Raw genomic sequence first — 24625 nt, 5'->3', positions numbered from 1 at the left:
AATTCGGCGAAACCGTGGGACTTTTAGCCAGTAAATGGTAAGATTGTAAGCGACCCCTAGCAATTGCGTGATTTTACGTGATGGGGTGTCCGATAGTGATATCTGAATATTTTTGAACATAAGGAGTCTCATCATGAAAGCATTTAAGGAAATTATGAGTTGGATTGTGCCCATTGTGATTGGGCTAGCAATTGCCTTTGCCATCAAGTCGTTCGTCTTCACTCGGGTGCGGGTTGATGGACCATCCATGCAGCCTAACTTGCAAAACAACGAAAAGGTTTTTGCTTGGAAGATGTCGAAGGTTAAACACTTGAGCGTTATTGTGTTTGATGCGCATGGTGAAGACCCATCGGCCAAGACCCATACCAATTACGTCAAGCGGGTCATCGGTTTGCCTGGAGATACGGTTTCTAGCAAGAATGGTTACATCTACGTGAACAATAAGAAGATCGATCAGAGTTTTATTAGCAAGAGCGAACGGACCTCTGGAACGGGTAACTGGACATTGAAGAGTCTGGAAAAAACGCAAGGCTGGGGTTCCGGTAAGACCGGAGTTGTACCTAAGGGAAAGTACTTTGTCTTGGGCGATCACCGGAGTGTCTCAAATGATAGTCGTTACTGGGGCTTTGTTGATAAAGACAAAGTGGTCGGTGTCGTCAAGGTGCCTTTCTGGACATCCACAAAGACGCGACGGGCGAATATCAACGATATGGCGTACTAATTCAAGTCAAAATGACGTCGCTGCACACAATGTGCGGCGGCGTTTTTGTATTGATTAGAAGCAAGCGAGGCGTGCGGGTGACACTATTAGTTTGCTTGACTTTTCACGAAATTTAGTATATGCTTGCGCACGTAAATTTAGAGAAGGAGGCGGCTTATGGTTACCGGTAGCAATGATCCAGACATTCTAAAATGGTTGTCGATTGCCAATCGCTATACGCGGATTGCGCTTGACCGTCGCCTCCAGCCCTATCGGTTGAATGCCAGCATGTACTATTATATTTTACGAATCCATGAGCAACCCAAACTGACGCAGGATCGACTGATTAGCCTGACGTATTTGAACCCCAGCAACGTGACGCGGGCGGTGAACCAGCTGGTGAATTTAGGCTATGTGCGTAAACGCCAGTCTAAGACGGACAAGCGGGTCTCGGAGCTGTCGCTGACAAAAAAAGGGGAAGCCCTTTATCCGGAAATTGTGAAGTTACGGCAAGAGGTTGCGGATGGACTACTAACGGATATTCCAGCTGAACAACACGATGCGTTGGTTGGGCAAATCCGCCAGGTGGCGCTGCGTGCAGTGGCGAATGAAACACCGGGTGATAAAACTAGTGATGATTAATAATTAAATAGTTATTAATAACAAAGACTGGGTGATCGGATTCATTCAGTCTTTTTAGCTACGTCAAAGTAGCGACTGGGTGTAGAAATAGTTTTTAATGAAAACGCGTTGCCTTTCCCCGACTAAAGCGCTAGAATGAATCTAACTTTTATTATGAGATTTCTATGAGAAAACACATGGGAATTTGGGAAAGAGGACTTTTATGGCAGAATTGAAAACGCAGCATGAACTGACTGCCGCAGAAACGGCAGATTTGCGGGCCGACGTACAGCAACAACCCGCCCATGATGTTATTGCCCGTGCGACGATTAAGAATGGGGTACTAGCAGCTTCCGAAGATCCCCAGGCAGCCGTTCGTTTAAACCGGACCTTCTCGGTGGAATTACCGACGGGAAAGGTGTCTAATCAGAAGCATTCAGGACGCTGCTGGTTATTTTCAACGTTAAATACGATTCGGCATCAATTTGCGGCAAAGTATCATGTGAAAGACTTTGAACTCTCACAAAGTTACCTGTTTTTCTGGGATAAGGTTGAACGGGCTAATATCTTTTACGATCGGATTTTACGCACGGCTGACCAACCGGTGGATTCGCGTGAAGTGGCCGCGATTCTCAACAATCCTGGTGGCGATGGTGGTCAGTGGGCCATGGGCGCGTCACTCGTTCAAAAATACGGGGTGGTTCCAGTGAGTGCGATGCCAGAATCCTTCAATACTAATGATACAACTGGGTTTGCGGCGACTTTTAATTTGAAGCTGCGTAAGGATGCGTTAGTCTTACGAGACCTAGTGGCAGATCAGGCTAGTGAGGAACAAATTGCTGCTACACGGGCGCAAGCCTTGAAGGAAGTCTACCGCATGGCGGCCTATTCCTTTGGTGAGCCACCAACTACGTTTGATTTGGAATACAAGGATGATAACCAGCAGTATCATCGTGATGCTGGATTGACCCCACAGGGCTTCTTTGAAAAATACTTTGATGTCGATCTGGATGACTACGTGGTAATCAGTAATTCACCGGATAAGGCGTTTAATCAACGTTATCGATTGGAAAGTCAAGAAAACATTGTCGGTGGTCAGCAGATTACCTTTCTCAATTTGCCATTAGCTGAGCTAAAGCGAGCAGCGATTGCGCAATTGAAAGATGGCGAGACGGTCTGGTTTGGCAACGATGTGCTGCAACAGATGAGTCGGGAACGAGGATTTTTAGATAGTCAGCTCTACAAAACGGCTGATCTGTTTGGGATTGACTTGAGCTTGACGAAAGCCCAGCGCTTGGCATTGGGTGAAGCCGAAGTTTCCCACGCAATGACCTTTACCGGGGTCAACGTGGTGGATGACGAGCCAACTCGCTGGAAGGTTGAAAATAGCTGGGGTGAAAAGAACGGGGACAAAGGCTACTTTGTTATGACTGACGAGTGGTTCAGTGACTTCGTTTACGAAGTCGTGGTGCACAAGCGGTATTTGACGGCCGATCAACAGGCGGTGCTGGCCACGACTCCCACCGAATTACCGGCTTGGGATTCCTTGGCATAAACGTAAAAAATGAACGGACAACTAGCCGCCGTTAGATGTCCAGTGATACAGATGAGCCCGGGACTTTTGTCTTGGGCTTTTAATGTTTCACATGAAACATTGGGGCCAATCAAAGACAAAAGTCATTTTCAGACTCATCGGACTGGAAATGGTGTGCCGTTGCCGTGTAGAATAAAGAGGACGCTAGTAAGATAATCCAATGAGGTGAGGGCATGCGTAACTTTTTATTTGATTTTGATAGTACCTTGGCAGATACGCGAGATGTTGCAGTGACGGCGACGCAAAAGGCTTATGCGCTGAAAGGTTTAGCGATCCCCAGTCGTGAAGCCGTGGTGAGTTATATGGGGGTTCCGATCGAAGTTTCCTTTGCCAAGATGGCGCAGGAACCCTTGGACGAAGCAACCTTGGCAGACTTATATGATGTCTTTCGAGCCCAATACCAAGTGGCTGAGCAATTGGGAATTACGTTGTTTGATGGGATGGCAACGATCTTGAAGACATTAAAGCAACGAGGAGAAAATCTATTTGTCGTGTCCAGCAAGCACTCGGTGCCGTTGCAGCGAAATCTGACGCAACTGGGTTTGGGAACAACCTTCACGGCCATTAGTGGTTCGGATATGGTGGCGCATTACAAACCGGCACCAGATGGTATTTTAAATTTGCTACAGCGCTTTGAGTTGGCGGCCAACGAAAGTGTCATGATCGGTGATGCCAAATATGACATGCAGATGGGAAAGAATGCCCATATTGCGACTGCTGCGGCAATGTGGGGTGCAGCTGATCCGACCTCAGTAAAAGCTGAATCGCCAACGTATTTGCTACAAACCCCGGCGGAACTAGTGAATTTAGCGGATTAACAACGATGAATGTAGCAATTGGAGTTAAAAAGCACCTCATTAGCTAATCTAGTAGATTGGTCAATGAGGTGCTTTTTTGATCGATTAAGGTAACTTAGCGGTGACCGCCAACGGTTATTGTTAGCAGAATGTAAAAGAAAAAGCCGCCCGTGGTTAAGGGGCGGCAATGACCAACTTGGTTAGGGTCGGTCGATCATTTTATCGGTTGAATAAAATGAAAAAAGGTTGGTTAATAGGTTTTATTGGTATATTTGTATCCTAACCGGTAATTGTGAAGAAACTGTGAAGAATATTTATTTAATAATGATAGGTAGAATTAGTTTTTTCTAAATATACGGAGTAATGGGGAATTTAAAGGATGAAATGGGGGTTGGATTATTTATTTCTAATTGTTTTACTTATTATTTTGTTAGTTTTAAGAAGATTAAGGTCTTAATTTTGAGAGATATTACTTTATACGCATAGTTTTTATTAGAGATATATAATGTTATATTTTGCTAAAAATTCGCTAAGAAAATCCCCTCGTTTGAATCAACGAGGGGCGTCATTTAGTGATTAAAATGGGGGTGATGCGGGTGATCGGCTAGTAATTGAGGCCGACCATCGTGGCGATGATTGGGCGCAAAGCGTTCAAGCTGGCGTTGCTTCGTATGTTCCTTCTCAATTTGAAGCTGTTTTTTTAACTGCCGAAGTTTCCAGTAACCATGAATCATAGCCGTTGCCGGTAGAACTTCTAAGGCTACGGTAGCGGGAATCAACCACGGGTGTTCTTGAACCAAGGTAGTAAATTGTTCGCGCGAGGCTTTAAAGGCCTGCCCAGCCGAGTCATTAGCCATTAATTTGTGTTTAAACATCATCATCACACTCCTTTGGCCCTATCATAACCCAAAGTGATAGCGGTGTCAGCCCATTTGTTTCACGTGAAACAGATTAAGTTAAACGTGTTGGCTTTTCCTAGCAAATAAGACGTAGATAATTGTTGCTTTTCAATATTGTTAAGGATATCTTTAAATATATGAATGGTTTTACCTATTTTTAGGAGGAGATAATGTGCAAAAACAGCTTGATAACCGCTGGCACATCGGACACCGCTTGCTATTAGCGATAGTGGTGGTGGTCAGCTTCATTAGCGGATCGGTGCTGATTGGTCACGCGGAGACGGCGCCATCGGTTGAACCAACCAGCAGTACCTCTAATGCGGTGACGAGCTCCCAAGTGAGCCAATCAGCGACGAGTGCAGCGGTAAATGGAGACTCGGCAGCTGGTATTGATACGGTCAGTTCGACAACCAACACGGTTGATACATCAGAGTCTAGCGCGGATGCGGCCCATTCGACCACGGCACCAGCGGCTGACACTACGAGTACCAAGACCAGCACAGCTCGCTCGGTGGCTACGCAACAGCCGAAAGCAAAGGTCACGGCTAAGACGGCAACGGTGAAGGTCATTTACATGATGGATACGGGCGGTGTTTTGGATCGCGACACATTAACTGGTCGTGTAGGCCAGCGGTATACGGCCACGGCGGCGGAGTTTCAAGATAGCCGGGATTTTCAATTGAAAGGGCCCAAAACAGTCACCGGAGTTTTTGGTAAGGGTGCCACCACGATTCGTTTTGTGTATCAGATTCCCCGCGTTACAAGTCGAATGCAGCAGGGGCTAGATGTTATCACCGTTCGATATGCTGACGGGAGCCTAAAATATATTGAAATTTTCGATGGCCCGTTTGATATGACGTTAGCTAGAGATTCTGCAGGTCAATCAGAGGTTGCGGTGCAGACCCTCCAGCCCATTTATGCTAGACAAGGAATGATTTTGGCGGCAAATACCGTAAGAACAATAGGAAATCGGTTTGGCTACTTTAAGACGCGACCGGCGGATTTTATTTTTGAAAAGGCCGGCCGAGTAGTTAAGGTGGTGCGCGTCGATCGGCAAAGTGGGAAAGCAACGGTTCAAACAGTGCAATTACGTGGAGCTTCGGCTAACGCAGTTGCGAGTCGGCTGGGAATTAAGCAGGCGGCAACGTTTACGCGGTTTTGGCAGCAACTAGTGGCTGATGCCGGACAAGTGGCGAAGGCTGATGGCAGTCGCACGACAGAAGGGTTTACTGCCATTGGAAATGTGCCAACAGCGAATTCACGGGCTACCCGTCTACCGCAGACAGGCGAACAGCGCATGTCTTTACCAGTGTACGGGTATGTGATTTTGATTTTGAGTGTTTTGGGGTTGGTTAAACGGCGACGGCAGGATTAATAACTTAACTCAAATACGCCCTGAATTGGCATAAGGCTAATTCAGGGCGTATTTGAGTTAAAGTGGGGATGGTTCGGACTGGTGATTTGAATTACTGACGATCTACATATCTTTTAAGCAGATAAGAAATAACCATACTGGTGCTCATATAGACTAGAACATAGATAATGAATGGAGTTGAATCCTCTCCCCTGATAATAAAAAATAATCAATATAAACGGCTAACACTAAAACACCAAAAAGCCAAAGTGTTTTAAATATTAGTTTTCCTAGGCGCATATAAAAGAAAGTAAAAATATAAAGGAAGACTGGTAAACTCATTAATAGTGCGTAAAGAAAGAGTCCCAGGGATACGAGACCGTCTGTAAGGAACGTATAAGAAGCGACAGCTAAACATACCAAGGCATAAAGCATAATTGGGATTCCACAACACCCAAGGATTACAAAAATATTTTTTTGATGCATGTAGGATTATCTCCTTTGATTTTTGGTAACTATCTTATGCTTACGTAATATACTACTCCGAATTGTTTAAGAACGAGGATACAATTGACTTTGGTTAAGGTCTTTAAGGTAATCTGAAACTTTGGCATATGAAAAACCACTCCACACCAAAATTTGTTGGTATAGAGTGGTTATCTGAAATCATATTATCGTTAGATTGTAGTTTAACCCAACCTGGGATCTAATCCGTTACCTTAACCATCGTTGCTTGCGTAACGTCATTATCAACATCGCGGGCAATGTGGTAACCAGCAACCTTGAGCTTAGAAGCCTTGTTGGTTGCGGTCAGGGTCTTTTTGACCGTGAATTTCTGCGTCATTGGAATATCTGACAACTTCCCTTTGAACTTGATCACGGTGTTGTCGCCCTTTGTGGTGAAGGTCGTGTTTAAGACCCCGCTCTTATTCAAGGCACCAGCCTTTTTGGCCGCACTGAGGGACTTGTAGTACTTATCTACATTGTAGACGGTTGCTTTACCATTGGAATCGAAGCTGTAGGCTTCCAGACCAGAGTTACTTTTGGCGTTAACGGAACCGGCCACGTACCAAAGCTGTTTAGAACTGGTTAAAGTCGTTTTCACATCAGACTTTTTCGTGGTTTTATTAGCGAAACTTGCTTGCTGGTTGCTCCCCGACTTAGCTTTTTGACTGCAGCCAGCTAGGCCGATTGCCATAACCGCGACTAAACTAAGCACGGTGGCAAAAATTCGGGATTTCTTCATATCTCAATCACCTCATCGAAAATAATAACAGTTATGTGGAAACCACACAAACCGCCTACTTCTATTCCCCCATAGTATAGCATGACGACTGGGTAAGGGAGGTCACCGCTCAATTAAAAAAGTGTTAAGTTGCGGTAACAAACTCAGAAAAAAGGGGAATGACCAACGAATTACTAGAGACAAACGTATGTTCCTTTGATAAAATGAATAAGCAGATTAATTACGGGAGAGGAGCTTTTTCATGAGTAAACGAAATCGCGGTCGCCGCAGTGGCGGCCGCGTATCCATCTATACGGCGATTGTCGTCATTGTGATTGGGGTGATTGGTGGTCTCAGTCAGCAGGGCAATCCCACGGCGCGAAAGATTACGACGATCGCAACCAGCTTAGTTGGCAGCAACAGTTCGCGTCATGACCAGTCAACTAGTCAGTCAGCCAGCACCCCCAAACAGTCGGTGGCCACTAAGGGGTTAGCCGACCAGAAGTACACGGGAACGCAGATTGTGGCGGTTAATCACAATAAACCAACTTTTACCACGGCCCAATTGTCGACTAAACAGGGGGCTTGGGCAACTTACGGCGAATTGGATAGTTTGAACCGGGTCACGACGGCCAATGCATTATTGAGTAAGAGCACTATGCCGACCGCCAAGCGAGAACCACTCTACGTTAATCCGACTGGTTGGAAGAATAAAGAATACACAGTTAATGGTAAAAGCGGCTATCTTTACAACCGGAGTCACCTGATTGGCTATCAATTGACTGGGCAGAATAACAATCTGAAAAACCTCATGACGGGTACGCGTTCTCTAAATGATCCCGGCATGACGGCGTATGAGAACCCAGTAGCCAGTTACCTGAAGAGCCATCCCAATGACTATGTGCGCTATCAAGTACAACCAGTCTTTCGGGGCAATGAATTGGTCGCACGTGGGGTTCATATGCAGGCGCAGTCGGTGAAAAATAGCGGCGTGTCTTATAATGTCTACATTTTTAACATTCAGGCTGGCGTGAAGATTAACTATAGTACTGGGGCCAGCCAATATGGTGATCCAGCTAGCAGTTTTTAAAACCATGATATGAAAACACCTCCGTTACGTTCAGGTAGCGGGGGTGTTTACTGTTATGTGGGATTAGCGCCGGTTCATATACCGGTAAATACTATACAGAATAATACCGGCTAGTAAGATGATGCCGATAGCGGGATTATCACGGAAAATCCAATGGAAGACTCGCAAAAATCCGGTGCCGTGTAAGCCACCGATCAGCGGTGAAATAACATGTATCATGAGGAACCTCCTGAAAATTTTTGGGGATTTTCCTAAGAAAATTAGGAAAAAGTAAAGACATTTGTAAGATTTAGCGTATCATGAAACCACAGAGAATTTGAGGAGGACGTTACACGTGAACGTAAATTACATGCTAATCTTCGAAATTATCGTGGTGGTCAACGCGGCGTTGGCCTTCTTGACGGTCTTTCGGGAGAAGCGCGATATTGCTGCGACGTGGGCTTGGATGCTCGTACTGGTTTTGTTACCTGTGGTTGGCTTTATTGCCTACGCCTTTATTGGGCGAAAGCTACCGAAGGGGCGAATGTTTCGACTGCAACGGCAGGTCGCGGTGCAGCTCGATGAACGGCTGTCCCAACAGCGTGCTGAGATTGGCAATCAGATTATGCCAGCGGATCAAGTCAGTCACTCGGTGGTCAATATGGTCAATATGTTTATGGAGACCGACCATGCTTTCTTGGCCCGTAAAAACCGGGTGCGAGTGATTACCGATGGACACGATTTATTCCATTTGATGATGGAAGATATCGAGAATGCCCATTCCAGTATTCACATTGAATTTTACACCTTTTACAACGATCATATTGGTAATGACATCTTGGATTTGTTGGTCAAGAAGGCCAAGGCGGGCGTTGAAGTCCGCGTTATCTATGATCCGTGGGGCTCGATGGGAACTTGGAAGTCATTTTTCAAGCCACTAATTGCGGTTGGTGGTCACGTGGAAGCCTTTCTGGGCACGCGATCAGCAGTGATTGATTTCCGGCTGAACTTCCGCGATCACCGTAAGATTGTCACGATTGATGGTCAAGTAGGGTATGTCGGTGGCTTTAATATCGGTGACCAGTACCTGGGGCGTAAGGCCAAATTCGGCTATTGGCGTGATACGCATTTGCGGATTGTGGGTTCCGGTGTCTTTGCTTTGCAGGCCCGCTTCATGTTGGACTGGAACGCCACAGATCGTGATCATCCCTTTAAGGACGATCAGATTGAACACAAATACTTCCCACTCACTAAGGTGAAGGGGGAAACCAGTTTACAAATTGTGTCGAGCGGTCCCGACTCCGATTTGCAGCAGATTAAGATGGGGTATATGCGGCTCATCCAAACGGCGGAAAAACGTCTGTGGATTCAAACACCGTACCTAATCCCCGATGATAGTGTGCTAGATTCGCTGCGGATTGCGGCGATGGCTGGCATTGACGTCCGTATTATGATTCCGGATAAGCCAGACCACGCCTTTGTCTATCGGGCAACGCAATACTATGCTCGGCAACTGGCAGATGATGGTGTGAAGATTTACTTCTACCACAATGGCTTTATCCACGCCAAGACAATGGTAGTTGATGGTCGGATTGCTTCTGTGGGCTCGGCGAACATGGATTATCGGAGCTTCAAACTGAACTTCGAAATTAACGCGTTCATCTATGATCCTCAGTTAGCCACACAACTCGAAGAAATTTTTGAGGAAGACATGCGGCACAGTGAATTAATAACACCAGAGAAATTCAAGCAGCAGTCGGCGTACTTGAAGTTTAAACAAACGGCGTCAAGATTGTTGTCCCCTATTTTATAGTATTTCTAGCAGACGACCTAGTAAGGTGGTCTGCTTTTTTGTGTACAGCGAGCATTGAGGTTGGTTGCTTTCGACAACTAATTGGGTATAATGACAGTAGAGAAATTAAACCGTTTTCATGGCACATCGTCGTGTAAAGGAGGCCCATGATGAAGCCCTTTGTTCCGATTCCAGTCGTTGATTCCAGCTTATATTTATTTGGGGGGCACCAGCGGACGGTGCCTGGTGGTTGGCAATTCTTTGAACAAAAGCACCAAGCGTTTGAACTCATGTGTGTGACAGCCGGACACCAGACAACGGAAATTAAAAACCTGGCGACATACACCTATGGACCCGGGGATGCCATGATTATTTCACCGGGCACCCTCCACACGAACAAGAATTCTAGTGATACTGAAGAAATGACATATATCTGTTTTCATTTCAATATTGAGAGTTTGGAATTAAAATCAGAAATGCTGAGTAGTATGGTGAACGCCGTCATTCCGGCCGATCAGTCGATTGCACAAGCAGCTGTAAAAGTCGCTACCAAAGTGGTGACCTATAGTGCGGATCATCAGTTAACCAAGGAACAAGCCAACTTGAAGATTGAAATTGCGGTCTTGGAATTTTTCTTTGCCTTGACTGAAAATTTGAAAGCCCACGTCCAGGAGAAAGGACAGAAGTATACGGAAAGTGAGGCCAAGACGGGCCGGATGATTGCGACATTAATCAAGAAGGCGATTGAGAAAAAGCACGTTCCGGTCTTCTCCTTTACCGATATTTGTCGAAAGGTCGGTGTCAGTAGCGGCTATGGTCATCGCACATTTAAAAAGGTTTATGGCGTCACGCCGCTCCACTATATTGAAAATCAAAAATACAACAAGGCGAAGCGATTACTGGGTTCACCAGAGTATTCTATCGAGGACATTGCAGATTTGATGGGTGCCAGCAGTACTTCAAACTTTAGTAAGCAATTTAAGAAGTGGTCCGGCATCACGCCTAGTAAATATCAACGCCAGTTGAAGCAAAAACGTCGCGTGCGGACGGTTAAGGAAAGTGGTTATTTTGAATAATTTTGGTTAGAAAACAACCAATCACCCCGGAAAACGTTGATTTTTCGGGGTTTTTATTTGCCTTAAAGGTCAGAATTTAACTAAAAACAGTCATGAACGAAGATGGTCAGCTATTGTGAAAGCGGATACAATCTAAAGTATAGTTAGCTAACCGATTTTTATTGACAATGATTCGGCCGGATCATTGTGCAACTGCACTGATACTTAATAAGATTATACTTCTGAAAGGGGTTCTCGCAAATGGCCTCAAACACACAGGCTACTGCCCAACCAGCTGCAAATGATGAATTTGCTAAGCTGTCTTGGCGCGAGCGAATTAGTTACGGTGCCGGAGATCTTGCCCAAAACTTGATCTTTGGGACGGTTGGTTCCATGCTCTTATTCTACTTAACCACGGTTTATGGTATTTCTGCCGCGGTCGGTGCCACCATCTTCTTGGTGGTCCGGTGGGTTAACGTTTTCTGGGATCCATGGGTCGGCGCTTTCGTCGACAAGCATGGATTTAAGCGTGGTAAGTATCGCCCATACTTGATCTACGGTGGGATTCCATTGACGATCATGGCGGCGCTGTTATTCTTACCAATTGATGCGGTTCGGGGCAATGTCTTCTATGCTTTTATTGCCTATCTCGCAACGGCGCTGATTTATTCATTCGTTAACATTCCTTACGGGGCCTTGAATGCTTCACTGACCCGGGACAACGATGAAATTTCAACTTTGACGACGGTTCGGATGACCGAAGCCAATATTGGGAACTTGTTGGTTTATACATTCCTGCCACTGTTCGTGCAATTGGCTTCACCAAATCCCCAATCCAAGGATATTGGTTTCTTCGGTATTCACATGAATTTAGGGGATTACACCTCACCAAAATCGGGTGGTGCCTACTTCATGGTGATGGCCATCTACATGATCATTGGTTTTATCATGTTGATGTGCACTTACTTTGGGATTAAGGAACGGGTCTTACCGACCGAAAAGGAATCCTCTGCAGTTAAGTATGCAGACCTGTGGGTTGAATTTAAACAAAACAAACCCCTACAAATTTTAGGATTGTTCTTCCTGATCGGCTTTACTTTCATGTTCTTTGGTAACACCGTTTGGCCTTTCTACATGCAATATAACATCGGGCACTCCGAATGGGTGGCTTCAATCAACTTGATCGGGTCCATTCCGGGTATCTTCCTGGTCTTCTTGTGGCCAATCGTGCGGAAGAAGATTGGGAAACGTCAATTCTTCTACGCCTTCCTGACATTATTCATCATCGGGACGTTAGTTCTTTGGGTTTGGTCATTCCCAGCCTTTAAGAACAGCGTTGCCTTAGGTTACATTGGTCGGTTCTTGATGCAATGGGGGATTACGGCAGCGACCGGTTACATGTGGTCACTGGTTCCAGAAGTTGTGTCTTACGGTGAATACCACTCTAAGAAGCGGGTTGCCGGTATTATTAACGCCATCATGGGTCTGTTCTTCAAGATTGGTTTAGCTCTTGGGGGAATTATTCCAGGGTACATCAATGCCTTCTTCAAGTTTGATGGTACCAAGACGACTCAAAGTGCGGGCGCCTTAGCCGGTATTCAATGGTCGATGATTTGGCTACCCATTATTTTGGCCTTTGTCGCGATGTGGGTCATGAGTCGTTACACCTTAACGGATAGTGATGTTAATAAGATGAACGAAGAATTGACAGCAGAACGGAAAGCCAATCAAGTTTAGATGAAAGGAAGATTCTCTTATGAAGATTCAAAATCCAGTTTTACCCGGTTTTAACGCTGATCCAAGTATGATTCGGGTGGGTGATACGTACTATATTGCCAATTCAACCTTTGAATGGTTCCCTGGTGTGCGGTTACATGAATCCAAGGACTTGGTCCACTGGAATTTATTGCCATCACCACTGTCCACGACGACTTTACTTGATATGAAGGGTAATCCTGCATCTGGCGGGATTTGGGCCCCTGATTTGAGCTATGCCGATGGTAAGTTTTGGCTGATCTACACCGATGTCAAGATTACCGAAGGACCGTTCAAGGACATGACCAACTACCTGACCACTGCCACGGATATTCGTGGCCCATGGACTGATCCCATTGCGGTGAACGGCGTTGGTTTTGATGCCTCACTCTTCCATGACGAAAATGGCCGTAAGTATTTGGTTCAACAAACCTGGGATCACCGTGAATATCACCACCCATTCAATGGGATTACCTTGACGGAATTTGATACAGCTACCATGCAGTTGAAGCCAGAAACGGCGCGCAACATCTACAATGGGACTGATGTGAAATTGGTTGAAGGCCCACATTTGTATCAGATCAATGGGTACTACTACCTGTTCGCTGCTGAAGGTGGGACCGTATTTACCCACCAAGAAGTCGTCGCTCGTTCTAAGACACTGGATGAATTGTCCTTTGAAAGTGAACCAGATGGCCCATTCATTACCAATATGGATACCCCTGATTTTTACTTACAAAAGCAAGGTCACGGGGCATTAACCAGTACACCAAGTGGCGAATGGTACTACGCGTCTTTGGTCTCGCGGCCATGGAACCACACCAACGAATCCAGTCACGATCCTCGTGGTTGGAGTACGTTGGGTCGGGAAACGTCGATCCAAAAGGTGGAATGGGATGACGCTGGCTGGCCTCGTGTCGTTGGTGGCCACGGCGGTCAAGTCGAAGTTGACGCCCCTAAGGATGCTATCGAAACGACGGCGCCGAAGGACCATTCACAACACGATGACTTTGACCAACCAACACTAGATTTGAACTGGAATACGTTGCGGCAACCCTTTACCGCTCAAATGGGTTCTGTGGGCAACGGCGAGTTGAAGCTGATTGGGCAACAAACAATGTCCAGTAACTTTGATGTTTCCCTGATTGCACGGCGCTGGCAAGCCTTCAACTTTGATGCAGAGACTAAGGTCAAATTTGACCCATTCACGTATCAACAGATGGCAGGGTTAGCCAACATCTACAATGACAAGCACTATTCTTGGATTTTCATTACGTGGGATGAAAAGAAGGGCCATGTCATTGAAGTTGCCCAAAATGATAACAATAATTACACGTCTTACTTGAAAGATGATGCGATTAAGATTCCTGATGGGACGGACTACGTTTGGTTCAGAACGAAGGTTCGTAAGCAATCCTATACGTACGAATACTCATTTGATGGTCAAAACTGGGAAACGGTACCGGTTGAGCTGGATGCTGCAACCTTATCAGATGACTACGTCTTGCAAAACTACGGCGGCTTCTTCACGGGGGCGTTCGTGGGCTTGATGGCCGCTGACTATGCTGGTTACAAGCGCGTTGCCACCTTTGATTACTTTGATTATCAAGAACTGCCAGATTAAAGCGCAACGAGTAAGTTAATCTATCGGTTTTGGTAACATAACTCAGTTTCACCGAAAGGCAGGAAGAAAGTTCTCGATTTTTGAGGATTTTCTTCTTGCCTTTTTTGCGTTGTGTTTTCAATGGAAACCAATTACGCGTGAGCATGACGCAGTAAGTAATTTTCCCGTGAGCATTTTTGCTGACGCAACTAATGTTGGGGTGTATGATGAGTGAACTGATCAGGTCAGTGGGTACCTATCCGGATTGAGGCCGTTTTTCGGTTGGATAGGGTTGGCCTGATTAACAGAATAAGCTTATATCTGGAGGACTTGCAGGCATTGCTGTGAGCCTTTTTTTTATGGTCAGATTGGACGGCGAATAAACAATCTGCCGTGTTAGCTTCCCAATACTAATAGAAAACTAATGGGCAACCGGGAAGGTTAAATGCAATAAATAGGGGGAGTATGGCATCTAACAAGGGGTATCAAGCGTACTGATGACTAAAAAAGCCGCCATCGCGACGTTGAAACGCGATGGCGGCTATTATCATTTGCGGGATTGGTTAGAGCGCAAATACCACAGAGCTTCCTCTGTGAGTATTATGTTAATGGAGTCCTTGTTAAATTGCAACTGAAGGGGTCAGTAATCGCGTTAGTAGTGACTTGGTTAGGGGATACAATGGTTTCTTATCGGTAATCATTGGTCGTCTTTCGTGGGTATGCTACACTTAAACCTAATAGGATTGGAGGAGGGGTGCTTATGCGGTACCGACAGGGAGTTTGGTGGTTACTGGGTTTAATTCTGGCGTTGATTGGTGGATGTCAAATGACCACGATCAATGCGGCAGCGAGCTACACGATTAAACCGTTTCGAATGAATGTAGACGTGACGCGTCGTGGGGATGCCAATGTGACGGAGACCATGACCTATCACTTTGATGATGATTATCATGGTGTTTATAATGTGCAAGACTTACGCGGCATTCAGGGTGGGCGACTAACCGGCGTTAGCACGCGTTTGAATGATGGAGGAATGCGGCCGGCAAGAGCTGTTGATAGCGGCGACAGTCGGTATCAGGTCAGCCAAAGTAACCAACGGCTAAAGGTTAAAGTTTATCGGGCGGTGTCCGCGGGTGATCGCTTACAGGTTACTTACCGCTTTCATTTGACCGGGGTCGTGACGAATTATGCGGATACGGCGGAATTGAATTGGAAATTAATTGGTGCAGGTTGGGATGAGCCGTTACATAATGTCCGCCTGACCATTCAACTGCCGACTCAGCCGGTTAAGCAGTTGCAGGCGTGGACGCATGGCCCATTGACTGGACACACGGCAGTTCAGTCGAAGACGGGACGTGTGGTGATGACAATACCAGAAAATCCGGCCAATACGTTTGTGGAAAGTCATCTGCTGTTTCCAACGCAGGTAACAGCGGCTAATCCCAATACTTGCACACAAAAACGGCGAGCAGCTGCGCAAAAGCAAGAAGCGAAATTAGCGGCAGACGCCAATGCTAAGCGCCAGCAACAACGCTGGCTAGTCGTAGGGGGGTACGCAGCATTGACGGTGGGCCTAGTGGCCTTGTTAGCGGGAAGCTACCATTGGATGCGACATCACCCGGCTAATCGGTACCCGCATCCGATTCCAGTCGACCACTTTTTTGATGTCCCAGGCGTGGCACCGGCCGTGGCTGTGGCATTACTGAATTTTCGTTCGCCAGACACGGATGCATTAAGTGGTGAATTGATGATGGCAGCCAGTCGGCATGAGATTAAGTTAGAACCGGTTCGAGAGAAGAAACATGACACCGTGCGTTTGACCAAAACGGGTACAGTGACCAACATTTTTCTCCAACGGGCGTTTGAACGATTAGGCTCCCTGGATAGCTTTACGTTGCGTGATTTAAAACAATTTGCGAAAAAAGATAAAGGGAGTCGAGTCAGCCACTGGTTTAAGGAGTGGCAAAATCAGGTTGATGAAGCAGCAGAGGTCTACCAAGATGGGGACAATATCGCCATCCGCCAACGCTTGCTAGGGATTGCGTGGGGACTCACATTTGTAATTGCCGCTTGGATCGGTGTGTCGGCGTTGGTCGACCCGTTGGTCTTTAAACTAAGCGCCGGACTAGGACTCGTTGTTTTGTTTGGTAGTTGGACCTATATTTCGCGTCAGCGGCGGCAAGTTGATCGTAATACTGCGGAAGGATTGGTCTTGATAAATGAGATTGGCGGCTTCCGGCGGATGTTGAAGGACATTGGTCATTTCAATACGGCTAAGATTGGTGACCTCATATTATGGGAGCAAATATTACCGTATGCCGCAGCATTTGGCCTCGCCAAACAGGTGGCTGACAAACTGGCGATCGACTTTGGGAAGGATGTCGTGGCCGGGGCTTTGGTCGCTTATCCCCTTTACTATCCGGGCGCGTTCAATTTGTCGTTGGGCGACATGGTCCAAACGAGTATTGCGGGAGCAATTGATACGTCGGCTAACTTTAGCTCACCATCGGGCGGTTCCGGCGGCTTCTCCGGCGGTAGTTCGGGTGGCTTTGGTGGCGGTTCCGGTGGCGGAGCCTTTTAAATAGTTTGGAAAGAAGACCGGGTGGCCAGGGGATGTGGCTGCCGGGTCTTTTGGTGTAGAGCCGATAATATGAATGCGTCGTCAATTAGATAGTGACCAGTACCTATTATGGGCAACTTTTAAGTGCTAGACTTGCTAATAGTGGAATAAGCAAAGGAAATCAACGTAAAGTAATTATTTATAAGGGGTATCTATTATGAAGAAAGTATATCAATGGGGATTGGTAGTTTTCGTTGCACTTGTTGGCTGAGGTAGTGGATTAACTGCCCCAGCGGCGGCCAAGGTCAGGGAGCTTCCGGAATCGGTAAGCTATGTGCGGACGAAGCATGCAATGGATATTGGTGCTCGAGAAAAAACAAAATCGGGATACAAGCCGATTTATATTAAGAAAAATAAATTGTTGTCAATTAGTGCGATGAACATACGCGGGAAATATCCCCATTTTAAAACATATGTGGCCGTCACATTGGGCGATATTCACTATGCAAAAATAAATAAAGTGGTTTATATGAAGAAGTTTATCCGTTACACCACCGCTAACTTTACACCAGTAAAGACGCTACGAGCACCGATTCGAACGCAATTGTTGCGGCAGGGAACGGGTTTCGTTATGTCATCAACTCATATAAATCAGCCGACTTATTCTTCAGCACTGTTCGTCACACTGGATAATTATATTCAGACGTACAGTCAGGCTCGAATGACTAAAATTAACGATAAGTGGATGAATGCAGATGTGGATAGTGACTTTGCTAAGTTGAAGCCCACAGATAGTGTTAAGGTGACGAAACTGGTGAAAACGGGAACCGCTTATAAAATTGACTATGCACGACCATTAAAGAGTTTTTCCGATAAGAAGATTGGTCCCCATCACTATCGACTGACCATCAAACAACTTGGTAGGCAATATCAAAATTACACACCAATTGATGATACGTATGATACGGCCGCATCTTGGACTAATTTCACGATTAACACCAAACCATATTTTTCTGGTTTTGCTGACTGGGGTTTGGATTAAAAGGATTATGTAGTAGGAACGTTGTCCGAAAGGAAACGTTCTTACTTTTTTATGAAATATATTATTTTAACCAACTATTTGGGGATTTATAAGCCTAAACGTTGATCGCCGGTAACTAAATGTTTGTATAGCTAAAGGCTTTTTCTACAGCGGCAGAAATAACGGGCTGAGGTAAAGTGATACCTTGATGATTAAGTCGGGCGGTAACGAAGCGAATAGCTTTGGTTTTGCACTCAGCTTTACCAACATGACTCATGACCGCGATCAAGGCGGCGAAGTGGCCTGCCAATTTTTGTATATGCAAAAGGACTACCTCAATTAAGAAGTAGTCCATCTTTTGGTATGCGACAGAGAATACGGCTAAGTTCGTTTTTTATGAATAATAAGTGACCCAAGCCAGACAATACCGACTACGCCTAAAAATAAGTGCCAGAACCAAAAAGCACCTAGAAATGGATCAGACGGTAACGAAATAAAGTTAATAATGAACAATAATGAAAGCCAAAAGTTCCAATCTTTTAGAATAATCATGCACCCCCTCTGATAAATATAGCAATCGAAAATAATAAATTCAATATAATATTAAAAACAAATTAGATTAACGACATTTAAATCTCATTAATCCTGTGGAATGGACATTATCAGTTAAAAAGGCCCCATAAAACCAATCCGGCTTTACAGAGCTTCCAAACACTAACCCATTATTTTGTAAAATCAATCTTCAAACTCAACAGATAAATCACAACGCCCCCAAAGATCATGCTGACCAGTTCTCCCCAACCGATGGATAACCAGTTGGCCCAGAATGTTGGCCAAAAGGCAGTCTTGGAAACAATAGCAATCTCCCAGGCAATCATACACATGAAGAAGACCGCGACCACCGTATTAATGGCCATTTGGGCGATGCGATTGTGGACGAATTTACTGAGCCAATACATGACCAGTAATGCCAGCAGCGTTTGAATGGTCCCAGTGGCAATATCCAAAAAGCCAAATGGTGAGGCAATAATATTGGCAATGAAAACCCCCAGTGTGACCGCGGCAATGTAGCGCTTGTTGAAGACCACCAAGTGATTAAACATTTCCGACAGACGGATCTGAAAGGGACCAAAGCTCAGGGCTGACAAGACCGTCGTTAGCACGACGTAGAGTGCAGCTATGAGAGCCGCGAGCACCATACTGCGGGTGTCGCTGACTCCCGAAACACGTTTCTTAGAATTCACGAGAAATTCCTTCCTTTGCTAATTATTCAGTTTTTAAACCTTAGTAAGCGTACCGCAAAACCGGGATTTTAGCAAAATGTTCCACGGGAAACATTACAATCGGGTATTGTCTACCGTGAAGCATTGACACCGGGGGTATTGCTTGTGTAAATTAGGAATAACTTCTGCATGTCGGCGGTGACTAGCCTTATCGCTAACTAACAGCCACCGTTGAATCGTTATACCATACTAGATAGTCATTATTGGGGGAGGCATTTATCATGAGAATCGCACACCACCGCTGGCCGCTTTGGGTCCTATATACCCTAGCGTTTGCGGTGATCGCGGCCATTAGCTTCGGAATATTTGGGGTGGCTAATCGGACCTTAATCTGGAACATGGATGGCATCACGCAACATTACCCATTGATTCGCGAGTTTCATCAGCTGTTAATGAAGTCCGGCCTAGCAGGGGTTACGGGGTGGTCTTGGACCTTTGGCTTAGGGGCTGACAAATTAACCACGCTAGCCTACTATGTGTTAGGTGATCCGTTTGCGTATGCCTTGGCGCTACTTCCGACGCGCCTGTTAGAGGTCGGCTATGGGTGGGCCATTGTTCTACGGCTTTATGCGGCCGGTCTAGCTTTTCTAGTCCTGGCAAAACGCTACGCCTTTAAACCCGGTAGTCAATTGGTCGGCGCAGTCACGTATGCCTTTACCGGGTATTCTTTGATGGTGGGGGTTCATCATCCCTTCTTCCTTTTGCCTATGGTCTGGTTACCCCTACTTTTTGTTGGCATCGACCGAATCCTACAGGGAAAAGGGTGGGGATTCTTGGCCGCTGTGACCGGGATCACTATTTTGAGTAACTTCTACTTTGCTTACATACTGGGGCTGGGCAGCCTAATTTATGCCCTCATTCGCTACTTTAGTTGCCGTGAGCGCGGTCAGCTAGCGGTTAGCTGGCTAGTCGCCACGGCCCGTTTTTTGGCCGCTGCTGTTACGGGACTACTGATTTCGGGGGTGTTGTTACTGCCATCACTCTTGATGATGCTGAAATCCACTCGGACGGTGTCCATTTTTGCGAATGGCCTCTGGTTATATCCGCTTAATTATTATCTAACACTCAGCAATACCATTTTAACGACGGGCAACACCCTTAACTACTGGGCAGTGTTGGGGATCACCGGATTCGGTTTCTTAGGGTGTGTCTATACGCTGGTGCACTGGCGGCAACATCGGTGGCTGGCCATCACGCTTCTTGCGGTGATTGTCGGGCTCCTCTTTCCTGCCGTGGCCGCGTTCTTTAACGTCTTATCGACGCCATCTAACCGCTGGATTCTGCTAGCAGCCGTTCCCTTTGGTCTGGCGTTAATGACACTCATGGATCACCTGACGGCGTTATCGTTGCCTGACCGCTGGTGGCTATTGGGGAGTAGCTTTGGCCTATTAGGCGTCATTTACCTGAGTAACGGCTTTACCTTCAGCAATCCGGCGCGTGATTTACTGACGTATGGGTTATTATTGGCCACGACGCTACTGGTTGTGGTGGCCTTACCGCGCCGCTGGACGTTCGGTGGGATCGGCATTTTAATCGGGCTAAATCTGATCAATAACGCTTGGGGTTATTACGATCCCAATCTGAGCAATCAAGCGACGCAACAGCTACGCGTCAGTGATGCCACGCGCTACATTCAAGATTATTTTGATGGCGCGCAGTCGGCGGTCCAATCGGATCACGCGTTTTCGCGGGTAAGTGCGACGCGCAACTATAATTTGTTCCGGACGGTGGGGAATAACATGACGATGTCTCACGGTCTGCATGGGATTATGTCCTATTTTTCCGTTCAAAATGGCTATGTTGGCCAATTTAGCCGCGACTTGGGTAATGCTGAGTATGCGATGAATGCGCCGATGGGCCAAGCCGATGACCGAACGACCCTAACACAACTACTGGGGGTCAAGTATTTATTTGCGCGGACCGATCAAGTGACTAATCACGCGGCGCTGCCGTATGGGTATCGGGCGGCTAAAAAGATCTATCCGGAACAGCCCGTGTACGGGTTATCAAATGGTGTTGGCACACAGGTGTTAACCACGAACTTGGCGTTTCCACTGGTTTATACGCAACCCCAAGTACTAACGACCAAGGCATGGCACCGGTTAAGCTTGGTTGACCGGGAGCGAAGTCTAACGCAAGCTGCTGTGACGTCCCAGCCAGTCGCTGGCGTGAAAGCGGCGCACTACCAATCGCCCAAACGCACGCTGGCTTACACGGTAACGCCGGATACGATTCCGGTAATTGATAGCACAAACAAGGTCATTCAGTACCGGTTAAAGCAAGCCGCGGCTGGGCAAAAGACGGGCCTCAATGACAAGCAACTAGCGACCTATGGCACCACAATTCAGACGCCTCAGTTAACGGTTGATAAAAATGGCCTGTTAAGTAAGCAGGAGGTTCAGCAGTACGGCCCCATGGTACAGTTAAATCGGGATCAAGCAGCACTGCAACGGGTGTTAACCCATAATCAACAGATTATTCAACGGACCACTCAAGCCAATCAGACGGGCCTGCATCAGTTAACTAGCGATGCGCAAGGACAACCGATTAAATATACGGTCACGCTTAAGCACCCGCAACAGGCCCAGGGGACAGAGTTGTATTTAGAATTAGACGGCATTAGTTCACAGCAACTGACAACCAAAGATCAACTCCAAACAGCGGACAATACTAGCGTTTTAGGAAATACCCCGCGGTCAAATTTGACCAAGTTGAACGCTTGGCGAACGGCGATTAGCAACCCGGATTTGGGCGATTACTGGGTGACGGCTAAGACGCGGAATGCGACCAAGACCTTCTCCCAATTTGGCTTAGACAATCTGTCAGATTATGAACCCAAGCATCAAGTATTATTGAACCTGGGTTATTCGCAGCAGTTACGCAAGACAATTGATGTGACCTTTAACGCCACTAAGCAACTCAATATTAAATCGGCCAAGCTCATCGCGGTACCGTTTGGCGCGCGCTATGACCAACAGGTCCACGCCGTTCAGCGACGGGGGTTGCAGCATGCTCAGATACGAGATAACGCGGTAACGGGTGAGCTAACAACGCCACAGGCCAGTGTTATGACGACATCCATTCCGTACTCGAGTGGCTGGCGACTGACGGTGGATGGTCGGCCCACGGCAACGACGGTGGTTAATGAGGGCTTTGTTGGGGCCCGTTTGGCGGCGGGCACGCACCGGATTCGCTTGACTTACCGGACGCCGGGGCTAATCGGTGGTCTGATCCTAACAATAGTTGGGTTAGTGGTCTGGTTAGGTGAAATGAGCTGGTGGCATTGGCGACATCCTCAGGCGAAAACACGCGCAACTAAATCAAAATCTGATGCTTAATCAATGATTTTTGGCGGGACCAGGTCGTGGGTCCCGCTTTTTTATGACACTTTTGCTACACTAGAAAGGAGTGGTAACCAGATTTTGGGGAGGACAAGTTAATGCCAAAATGGCTAAACTGGTCAGTCTTTTATGAACTGACCGAAATTTATACAGCACCATTAAATGTTATGTGGTTTATTTTAGGTGCTGCGATTGTGCAGTATCACGTACATACCGTGGATTGGATCAATGTTGGGCTATGTCTAGCGGTGGTCTTTATCTTCGATTTGGCCGTCAACGTGGCGGATAATTATTACGATTATTTACACGCGCATGATCGTGAAGACTACGCGCAAAAGACCAATCCAATTGGCCGCTTGCATTTGCCAGCTAAGGGTGTTTTTTGGCTGGCGTGGGTGTTATATGCAGTCGCTGCGATACCGGGGATTGTCTTAGTCATGCGGACGGGCTGGTCGGTTGCCGTCTTTGGTGTGGTGGGGTACTTGATTGGAATCTTCTATACGGCCGGACCGCATCCCATCAACGCAACGCCGGTCTCAGCAGCCGTGGTGGCGTTGGCAATCGCCTTTGGGATTCAGTTAACCTGTGTGTACGTGTCGATTTATGGGCAACAACCGTTGTCTTGGTCAATCGTCGGTACCACGTTTCTGCTGTGTATGCCGTTGACGTTGATCTTCTTCACGGTGCAACTGGCTAATGATACATCGGATCGCGATGAAGACATTGCCAATCACCGCTACACGTTGGCGGTCTATCTAGGTAAACGCCGATCGGTGCGGTTGATCCAACTCTTCCTAGTGATTGGCACCTTGTGGACACTGGTAAATGTAGGGTTGGGGTTAGCACCACTCGTTACGGCGTTGGCGGTTATCTTACTGCCAGTGATGTGGCGGGGGATGCGCCCGTTCTTTGCCATTCAGGACAAGCGTAAGACATTTATGGCGATGGTTAAGAGTGCCTCTTTGTTCTTCATTGCCTATCCCGTATTGTTTGCGTTGGGAACGTGGCTGTAAAGTGAGTCATTAAAGACGATCAGCTACTAGCAAAATAGACACTAATAAAATAACCCGGGAAATGACAGTGATTATCATCGCTATTTCCCGGGTTATTTTGTCTTAATTAAGCCTAAATAGGAGTTATTAAGGATGGTGGCGTCATGGGTGATACGGATTAGTTATTATGGTTATAGGCCCAGACCGTCAACGGCGCGAATAGGACCACGATGCCAATGCCAAAAATAAGCACGATCCAAGCATTATTGTTCCAGGCTCCCTGAGCGAGGATCTGGCGGATTGCGGTGATCACATAGGTGATGGGATTGGCATCGGCAATCACGCGCATAAAATGAGGTAAGGTTTTCAGCGGGATAAAGGCGTTAGAAAGAAAGGATAGGAGCATCATAACCATCATTGAGACGCTTTGAACCATTGATGAGCTTTTGGCTAGCAGGCCAAAGAGCGCAAAGACCCATGAGATGGCCCAGCCAATGAAGATGGCCAAAGCGGCAATGACAATGATCCACCCAAAACCTACAGTTGGTCGCCAGCCCATTGCGTAGCCGGTCAGTAGAGAAACCACAGTGGCAACCAATAAGCGGAGAATATCTGCGAATAGTTGCCCAGCCAAGGGGGCAATATGGGCCATGGGTAATGACTTAAAGCGATCAAAGACCCCGGAGTCCAAGTCCTCGCGAATCTGGGCGCCAGATCCTGACGCAGCCGACAGGAGAGTTTGAATCAGAATTCCGGGGACAATGGTGGGTAGATAGGCTTGCACCCCGCCAGCGATTGCCCCACCGAAGAGATAGCCGAAGAGGAGCATGAACATCACAGGTTGAATGATGACATCCATAAAGCGATCAGGGTTATGGAGCGTTTTAAGTAAGTTCCGGTAAGCCATCGTTAGCGTGTTGCCAATTAAGTTACCATGTTGTGTTTGAATTTCCATCGGGCACCT

Annotated in this window: 20 protein-coding genes; 15 read left to right on the top strand and 5 right to left on the bottom strand. The window is 46.7% G+C overall.

Going from position 1 to position 24625, the window contains the following annotated elements; translation table 11 throughout:
* Positions 1-133: 133 nt before the first annotated feature.
* The 4 genes from lepB (at position 134) to ACP4IT_RS06355 (ending at position 3733) form a co-directional block, all read left to right on the top strand.
* Positions 134-721: a signal peptidase I gene (gene lepB, locus ACP4IT_RS06370; protein ID WP_011668963.1), complete on the top strand. Its 588-nt coding sequence runs from the start codon at positions 134-136 to the stop codon at positions 719-721.
* Between the two features lie 156 nt (positions 722-877).
* Complete coding sequence (locus ACP4IT_RS06365) at positions 878-1342, top strand: MarR family winged helix-turn-helix transcriptional regulator (RefSeq protein ID WP_011668962.1); 465 nt, start codon at positions 878-880, stop codon at positions 1340-1342.
* A 202-nt stretch (positions 1343-1544) separates the two neighbouring features.
* Positions 1545-2876, top strand: a complete 1332-nt coding sequence (locus ACP4IT_RS06360; RefSeq protein WP_041815775.1) for a C1 family peptidase — start codon at positions 1545-1547, stop codon at positions 2874-2876.
* 212 nt (positions 2877-3088) lie between these two features.
* On the top strand, positions 3089-3733 hold the full coding sequence (locus tag ACP4IT_RS06355; protein WP_011668960.1) for an HAD family hydrolase: 645 nt from the start codon (positions 3089-3091) through the stop codon (positions 3731-3733).
* A 548-nt stretch (positions 3734-4281) separates the two neighbouring features.
* Here the strand turns inward: ACP4IT_RS06355 and ACP4IT_RS06350 are convergent.
* Positions 4282-4587, bottom strand: coding sequence for a hypothetical protein (locus tag ACP4IT_RS06350; protein WP_011668959.1), 306 nt, complete (start codon positions 4585-4587; stop codon positions 4282-4284).
* Positions 4588-4783: 196 nt separating this feature from the next.
* Between ACP4IT_RS06350 and ACP4IT_RS06345 the strand changes: the two genes are divergently transcribed.
* Positions 4784-5986, top strand: a complete 1203-nt coding sequence (locus ACP4IT_RS06345) for a MucBP domain-containing protein (protein ID WP_011668958.1) — start codon at positions 4784-4786, stop codon at positions 5984-5986.
* Between the two features lie 685 nt (positions 5987-6671).
* On the opposite strand, the gene ACP4IT_RS06340 is transcribed toward ACP4IT_RS06345, so the two are convergent.
* Positions 6672-7211, bottom strand: a complete 540-nt coding sequence (locus ACP4IT_RS06340) for a hypothetical protein (protein ID WP_011668956.1) — start codon at positions 7209-7211, stop codon at positions 6672-6674.
* 241 nt (positions 7212-7452) lie between these two features.
* Here ACP4IT_RS06340 and ACP4IT_RS06335 point away from each other — a divergent pair, with 241 nt between their 5' ends.
* Entirely contained in the window at positions 7453-8280 is an 828-nt protein-coding gene (locus ACP4IT_RS06335) for a DNA/RNA non-specific endonuclease (protein ID WP_114684483.1), read from the top strand.
* Positions 8281-8343: 63 nt separating this feature from the next.
* Here ACP4IT_RS06335 and ACP4IT_RS06330 read toward each other — a convergent pair whose 3' ends face one another.
* Complete coding sequence (locus ACP4IT_RS06330) at positions 8344-8499, bottom strand: hypothetical protein (RefSeq protein WP_011668954.1); 156 nt, start codon at positions 8497-8499, stop codon at positions 8344-8346.
* 115 nt (positions 8500-8614) lie between these two features.
* On the opposite strand from ACP4IT_RS06330, the gene cls reads away from it, so the two are divergent.
* From cls to ACP4IT_RS06295, 7 genes are all read left to right on the top strand, one after another.
* Complete coding sequence (gene cls / locus ACP4IT_RS06325) at positions 8615-10072, top strand: cardiolipin synthase (RefSeq protein ID WP_426855322.1); 1458 nt, start codon at positions 8615-8617, stop codon at positions 10070-10072.
* A gap of 149 nt (positions 10073-10221) precedes the next feature.
* Positions 10222-11127: a helix-turn-helix domain-containing protein gene (locus ACP4IT_RS06320; protein WP_011668952.1), complete on the top strand. Its 906-nt coding sequence runs from the start codon at positions 10222-10224 to the stop codon at positions 11125-11127.
* Between the two features lie 240 nt (positions 11128-11367).
* Positions 11368-12843, top strand: coding sequence for an MFS transporter (locus ACP4IT_RS06315; RefSeq protein ID WP_015474590.1), 1476 nt, complete (start codon positions 11368-11370; stop codon positions 12841-12843).
* Between the two features lie 19 nt (positions 12844-12862).
* Positions 12863-14485 carry a glycoside hydrolase family 43 protein gene (locus tag ACP4IT_RS06310; protein WP_226769739.1) on the top strand — a complete coding sequence of 541 codons (1623 nt, stop codon included), beginning with the start codon at positions 12863-12865 and terminating at the stop codon, positions 14483-14485.
* A 739-nt stretch (positions 14486-15224) separates the two neighbouring features.
* On the top strand, positions 15225-17045 hold the full coding sequence (locus tag ACP4IT_RS06305; protein ID WP_011668949.1) for a DUF2207 domain-containing protein: 1821 nt from the start codon (positions 15225-15227) through the stop codon (positions 17043-17045).
* A 313-nt stretch (positions 17046-17358) separates the two neighbouring features.
* The gene (locus ACP4IT_RS06300) at positions 17359-18066 is read left to right on the top strand and encodes a hypothetical protein (protein WP_107696508.1); all 708 of its coding nucleotides are present in this window, start codon (positions 17359-17361) and stop codon (positions 18064-18066) included.
* Between the two features lie 187 nt (positions 18067-18253).
* Entirely contained in the window at positions 18254-18388 is a 135-nt protein-coding gene (locus tag ACP4IT_RS06295) for a hypothetical protein (protein ID WP_258427179.1), read from the top strand.
* A 379-nt stretch (positions 18389-18767) separates the two neighbouring features.
* Here ACP4IT_RS06295 and ACP4IT_RS06290 read toward each other — a convergent pair whose 3' ends face one another.
* Complete coding sequence (locus tag ACP4IT_RS06290; protein ID WP_011668945.1) at positions 18768-19289, bottom strand: QueT transporter family protein; 522 nt, start codon at positions 19287-19289, stop codon at positions 18768-18770.
* A 260-nt stretch (positions 19290-19549) separates the two neighbouring features.
* On the opposite strand from ACP4IT_RS06290, the gene ACP4IT_RS06285 reads away from it, so the two are divergent.
* Together ACP4IT_RS06285 and ACP4IT_RS06280 are read left to right on the top strand one after the other, a co-directional pair.
* Entirely contained in the window at positions 19550-22666 is a 3117-nt protein-coding gene (locus ACP4IT_RS06285; RefSeq protein ID WP_011668944.1) for a YfhO family protein, read from the top strand.
* A gap of 101 nt (positions 22667-22767) precedes the next feature.
* Positions 22768-23682, top strand: a complete 915-nt coding sequence (locus ACP4IT_RS06280; protein WP_011668943.1) for a prenyltransferase — start codon at positions 22768-22770, stop codon at positions 23680-23682.
* Positions 23683-23839: 157 nt separating this feature from the next.
* Here ACP4IT_RS06280 and ACP4IT_RS06275 read toward each other — a convergent pair whose 3' ends face one another.
* A complete protein-coding gene (locus ACP4IT_RS06275) occupies positions 23840-24616 on the bottom strand; it encodes an ABC transporter permease (RefSeq protein WP_011668942.1) in 777 nt (258 codons plus the stop codon).
* Positions 24617-24625: the final 9 nt, after the last annotated feature.

The sequence above is a fragment of the Levilactobacillus sp. LN180102 genome (assembly GCF_050106635.1).
Lineage (GTDB): Bacteria > Bacillota > Bacilli > Lactobacillales > Lactobacillaceae > Levilactobacillus > Levilactobacillus brevis.
This window is presented reverse-complemented; position numbering and strand designations above follow the sequence as displayed.

Bases quoted from the DNA above. Each gene is read 5' to 3' on its own strand.
- ACP4IT_RS06355 (WP_011668960.1), top strand. From the start codon at position 3,089: ATGCGTAACTTTTTATTTGATTTTGATAGTACCTTGGCAGATACGCGA.
- ACP4IT_RS06360 (WP_041815775.1), top strand. From the start codon at position 1,545: ATGGCAGAATTGAAAACGCAGCATGAACTGACTGCCGCAGAAACGGCA.
- ACP4IT_RS06365 (WP_011668962.1), top strand. From the start codon at position 878: ATGGTTACCGGTAGCAATGATCCAGACATTCTAAAATGGTTGTCGATT.
- ACP4IT_RS06330 (WP_011668954.1), bottom strand. From the start codon at position 8,499: ATGATACATGTTATTTCACCGCTGATCGGTGGCTTACACGGCACCGGA.
- ACP4IT_RS06305 (WP_011668949.1), top strand. From the start codon at position 15,225: ATGCGGTACCGACAGGGAGTTTGGTGGTTACTGGGTTTAATTCTGGCG.
- ACP4IT_RS06335 (WP_114684483.1), top strand. From the start codon at position 7,453: ATGAGTAAACGAAATCGCGGTCGCCGCAGTGGCGGCCGCGTATCCATC.
- ACP4IT_RS06280 (WP_011668943.1), top strand. From the start codon at position 22,768: ATGCCAAAATGGCTAAACTGGTCAGTCTTTTATGAACTGACCGAAATT.
- ACP4IT_RS06315 (WP_015474590.1), top strand. From the start codon at position 11,368: ATGGCCTCAAACACACAGGCTACTGCCCAACCAGCTGCAAATGATGAA.
- lepB (WP_011668963.1), top strand. From the start codon at position 134: ATGAAAGCATTTAAGGAAATTATGAGTTGGATTGTGCCCATTGTGATT.
- ACP4IT_RS06295 (WP_258427179.1), top strand. From the start codon at position 18,254: ATGATTAAGTCGGGCGGTAACGAAGCGAATAGCTTTGGTTTTGCACTC.
- ACP4IT_RS06285 (WP_011668944.1), top strand. From the start codon at position 19,550: ATGAGAATCGCACACCACCGCTGGCCGCTTTGGGTCCTATATACCCTA.
- ACP4IT_RS06310 (WP_226769739.1), top strand. From the start codon at position 12,863: ATGAAGATTCAAAATCCAGTTTTACCCGGTTTTAACGCTGATCCAAGT.
- ACP4IT_RS06340 (WP_011668956.1), bottom strand. From the start codon at position 7,211: ATGAAGAAATCCCGAATTTTTGCCACCGTGCTTAGTTTAGTCGCGGTT.
- ACP4IT_RS06275 (WP_011668942.1), bottom strand. From the start codon at position 24,616: ATGGAAATTCAAACACAACATGGTAACTTAATTGGCAACACGCTAACG.
- ACP4IT_RS06320 (WP_011668952.1), top strand. From the start codon at position 10,222: ATGAAGCCCTTTGTTCCGATTCCAGTCGTTGATTCCAGCTTATATTTA.
- ACP4IT_RS06350 (WP_011668959.1), bottom strand. From the start codon at position 4,587: ATGTTTAAACACAAATTAATGGCTAATGACTCGGCTGGGCAGGCCTTT.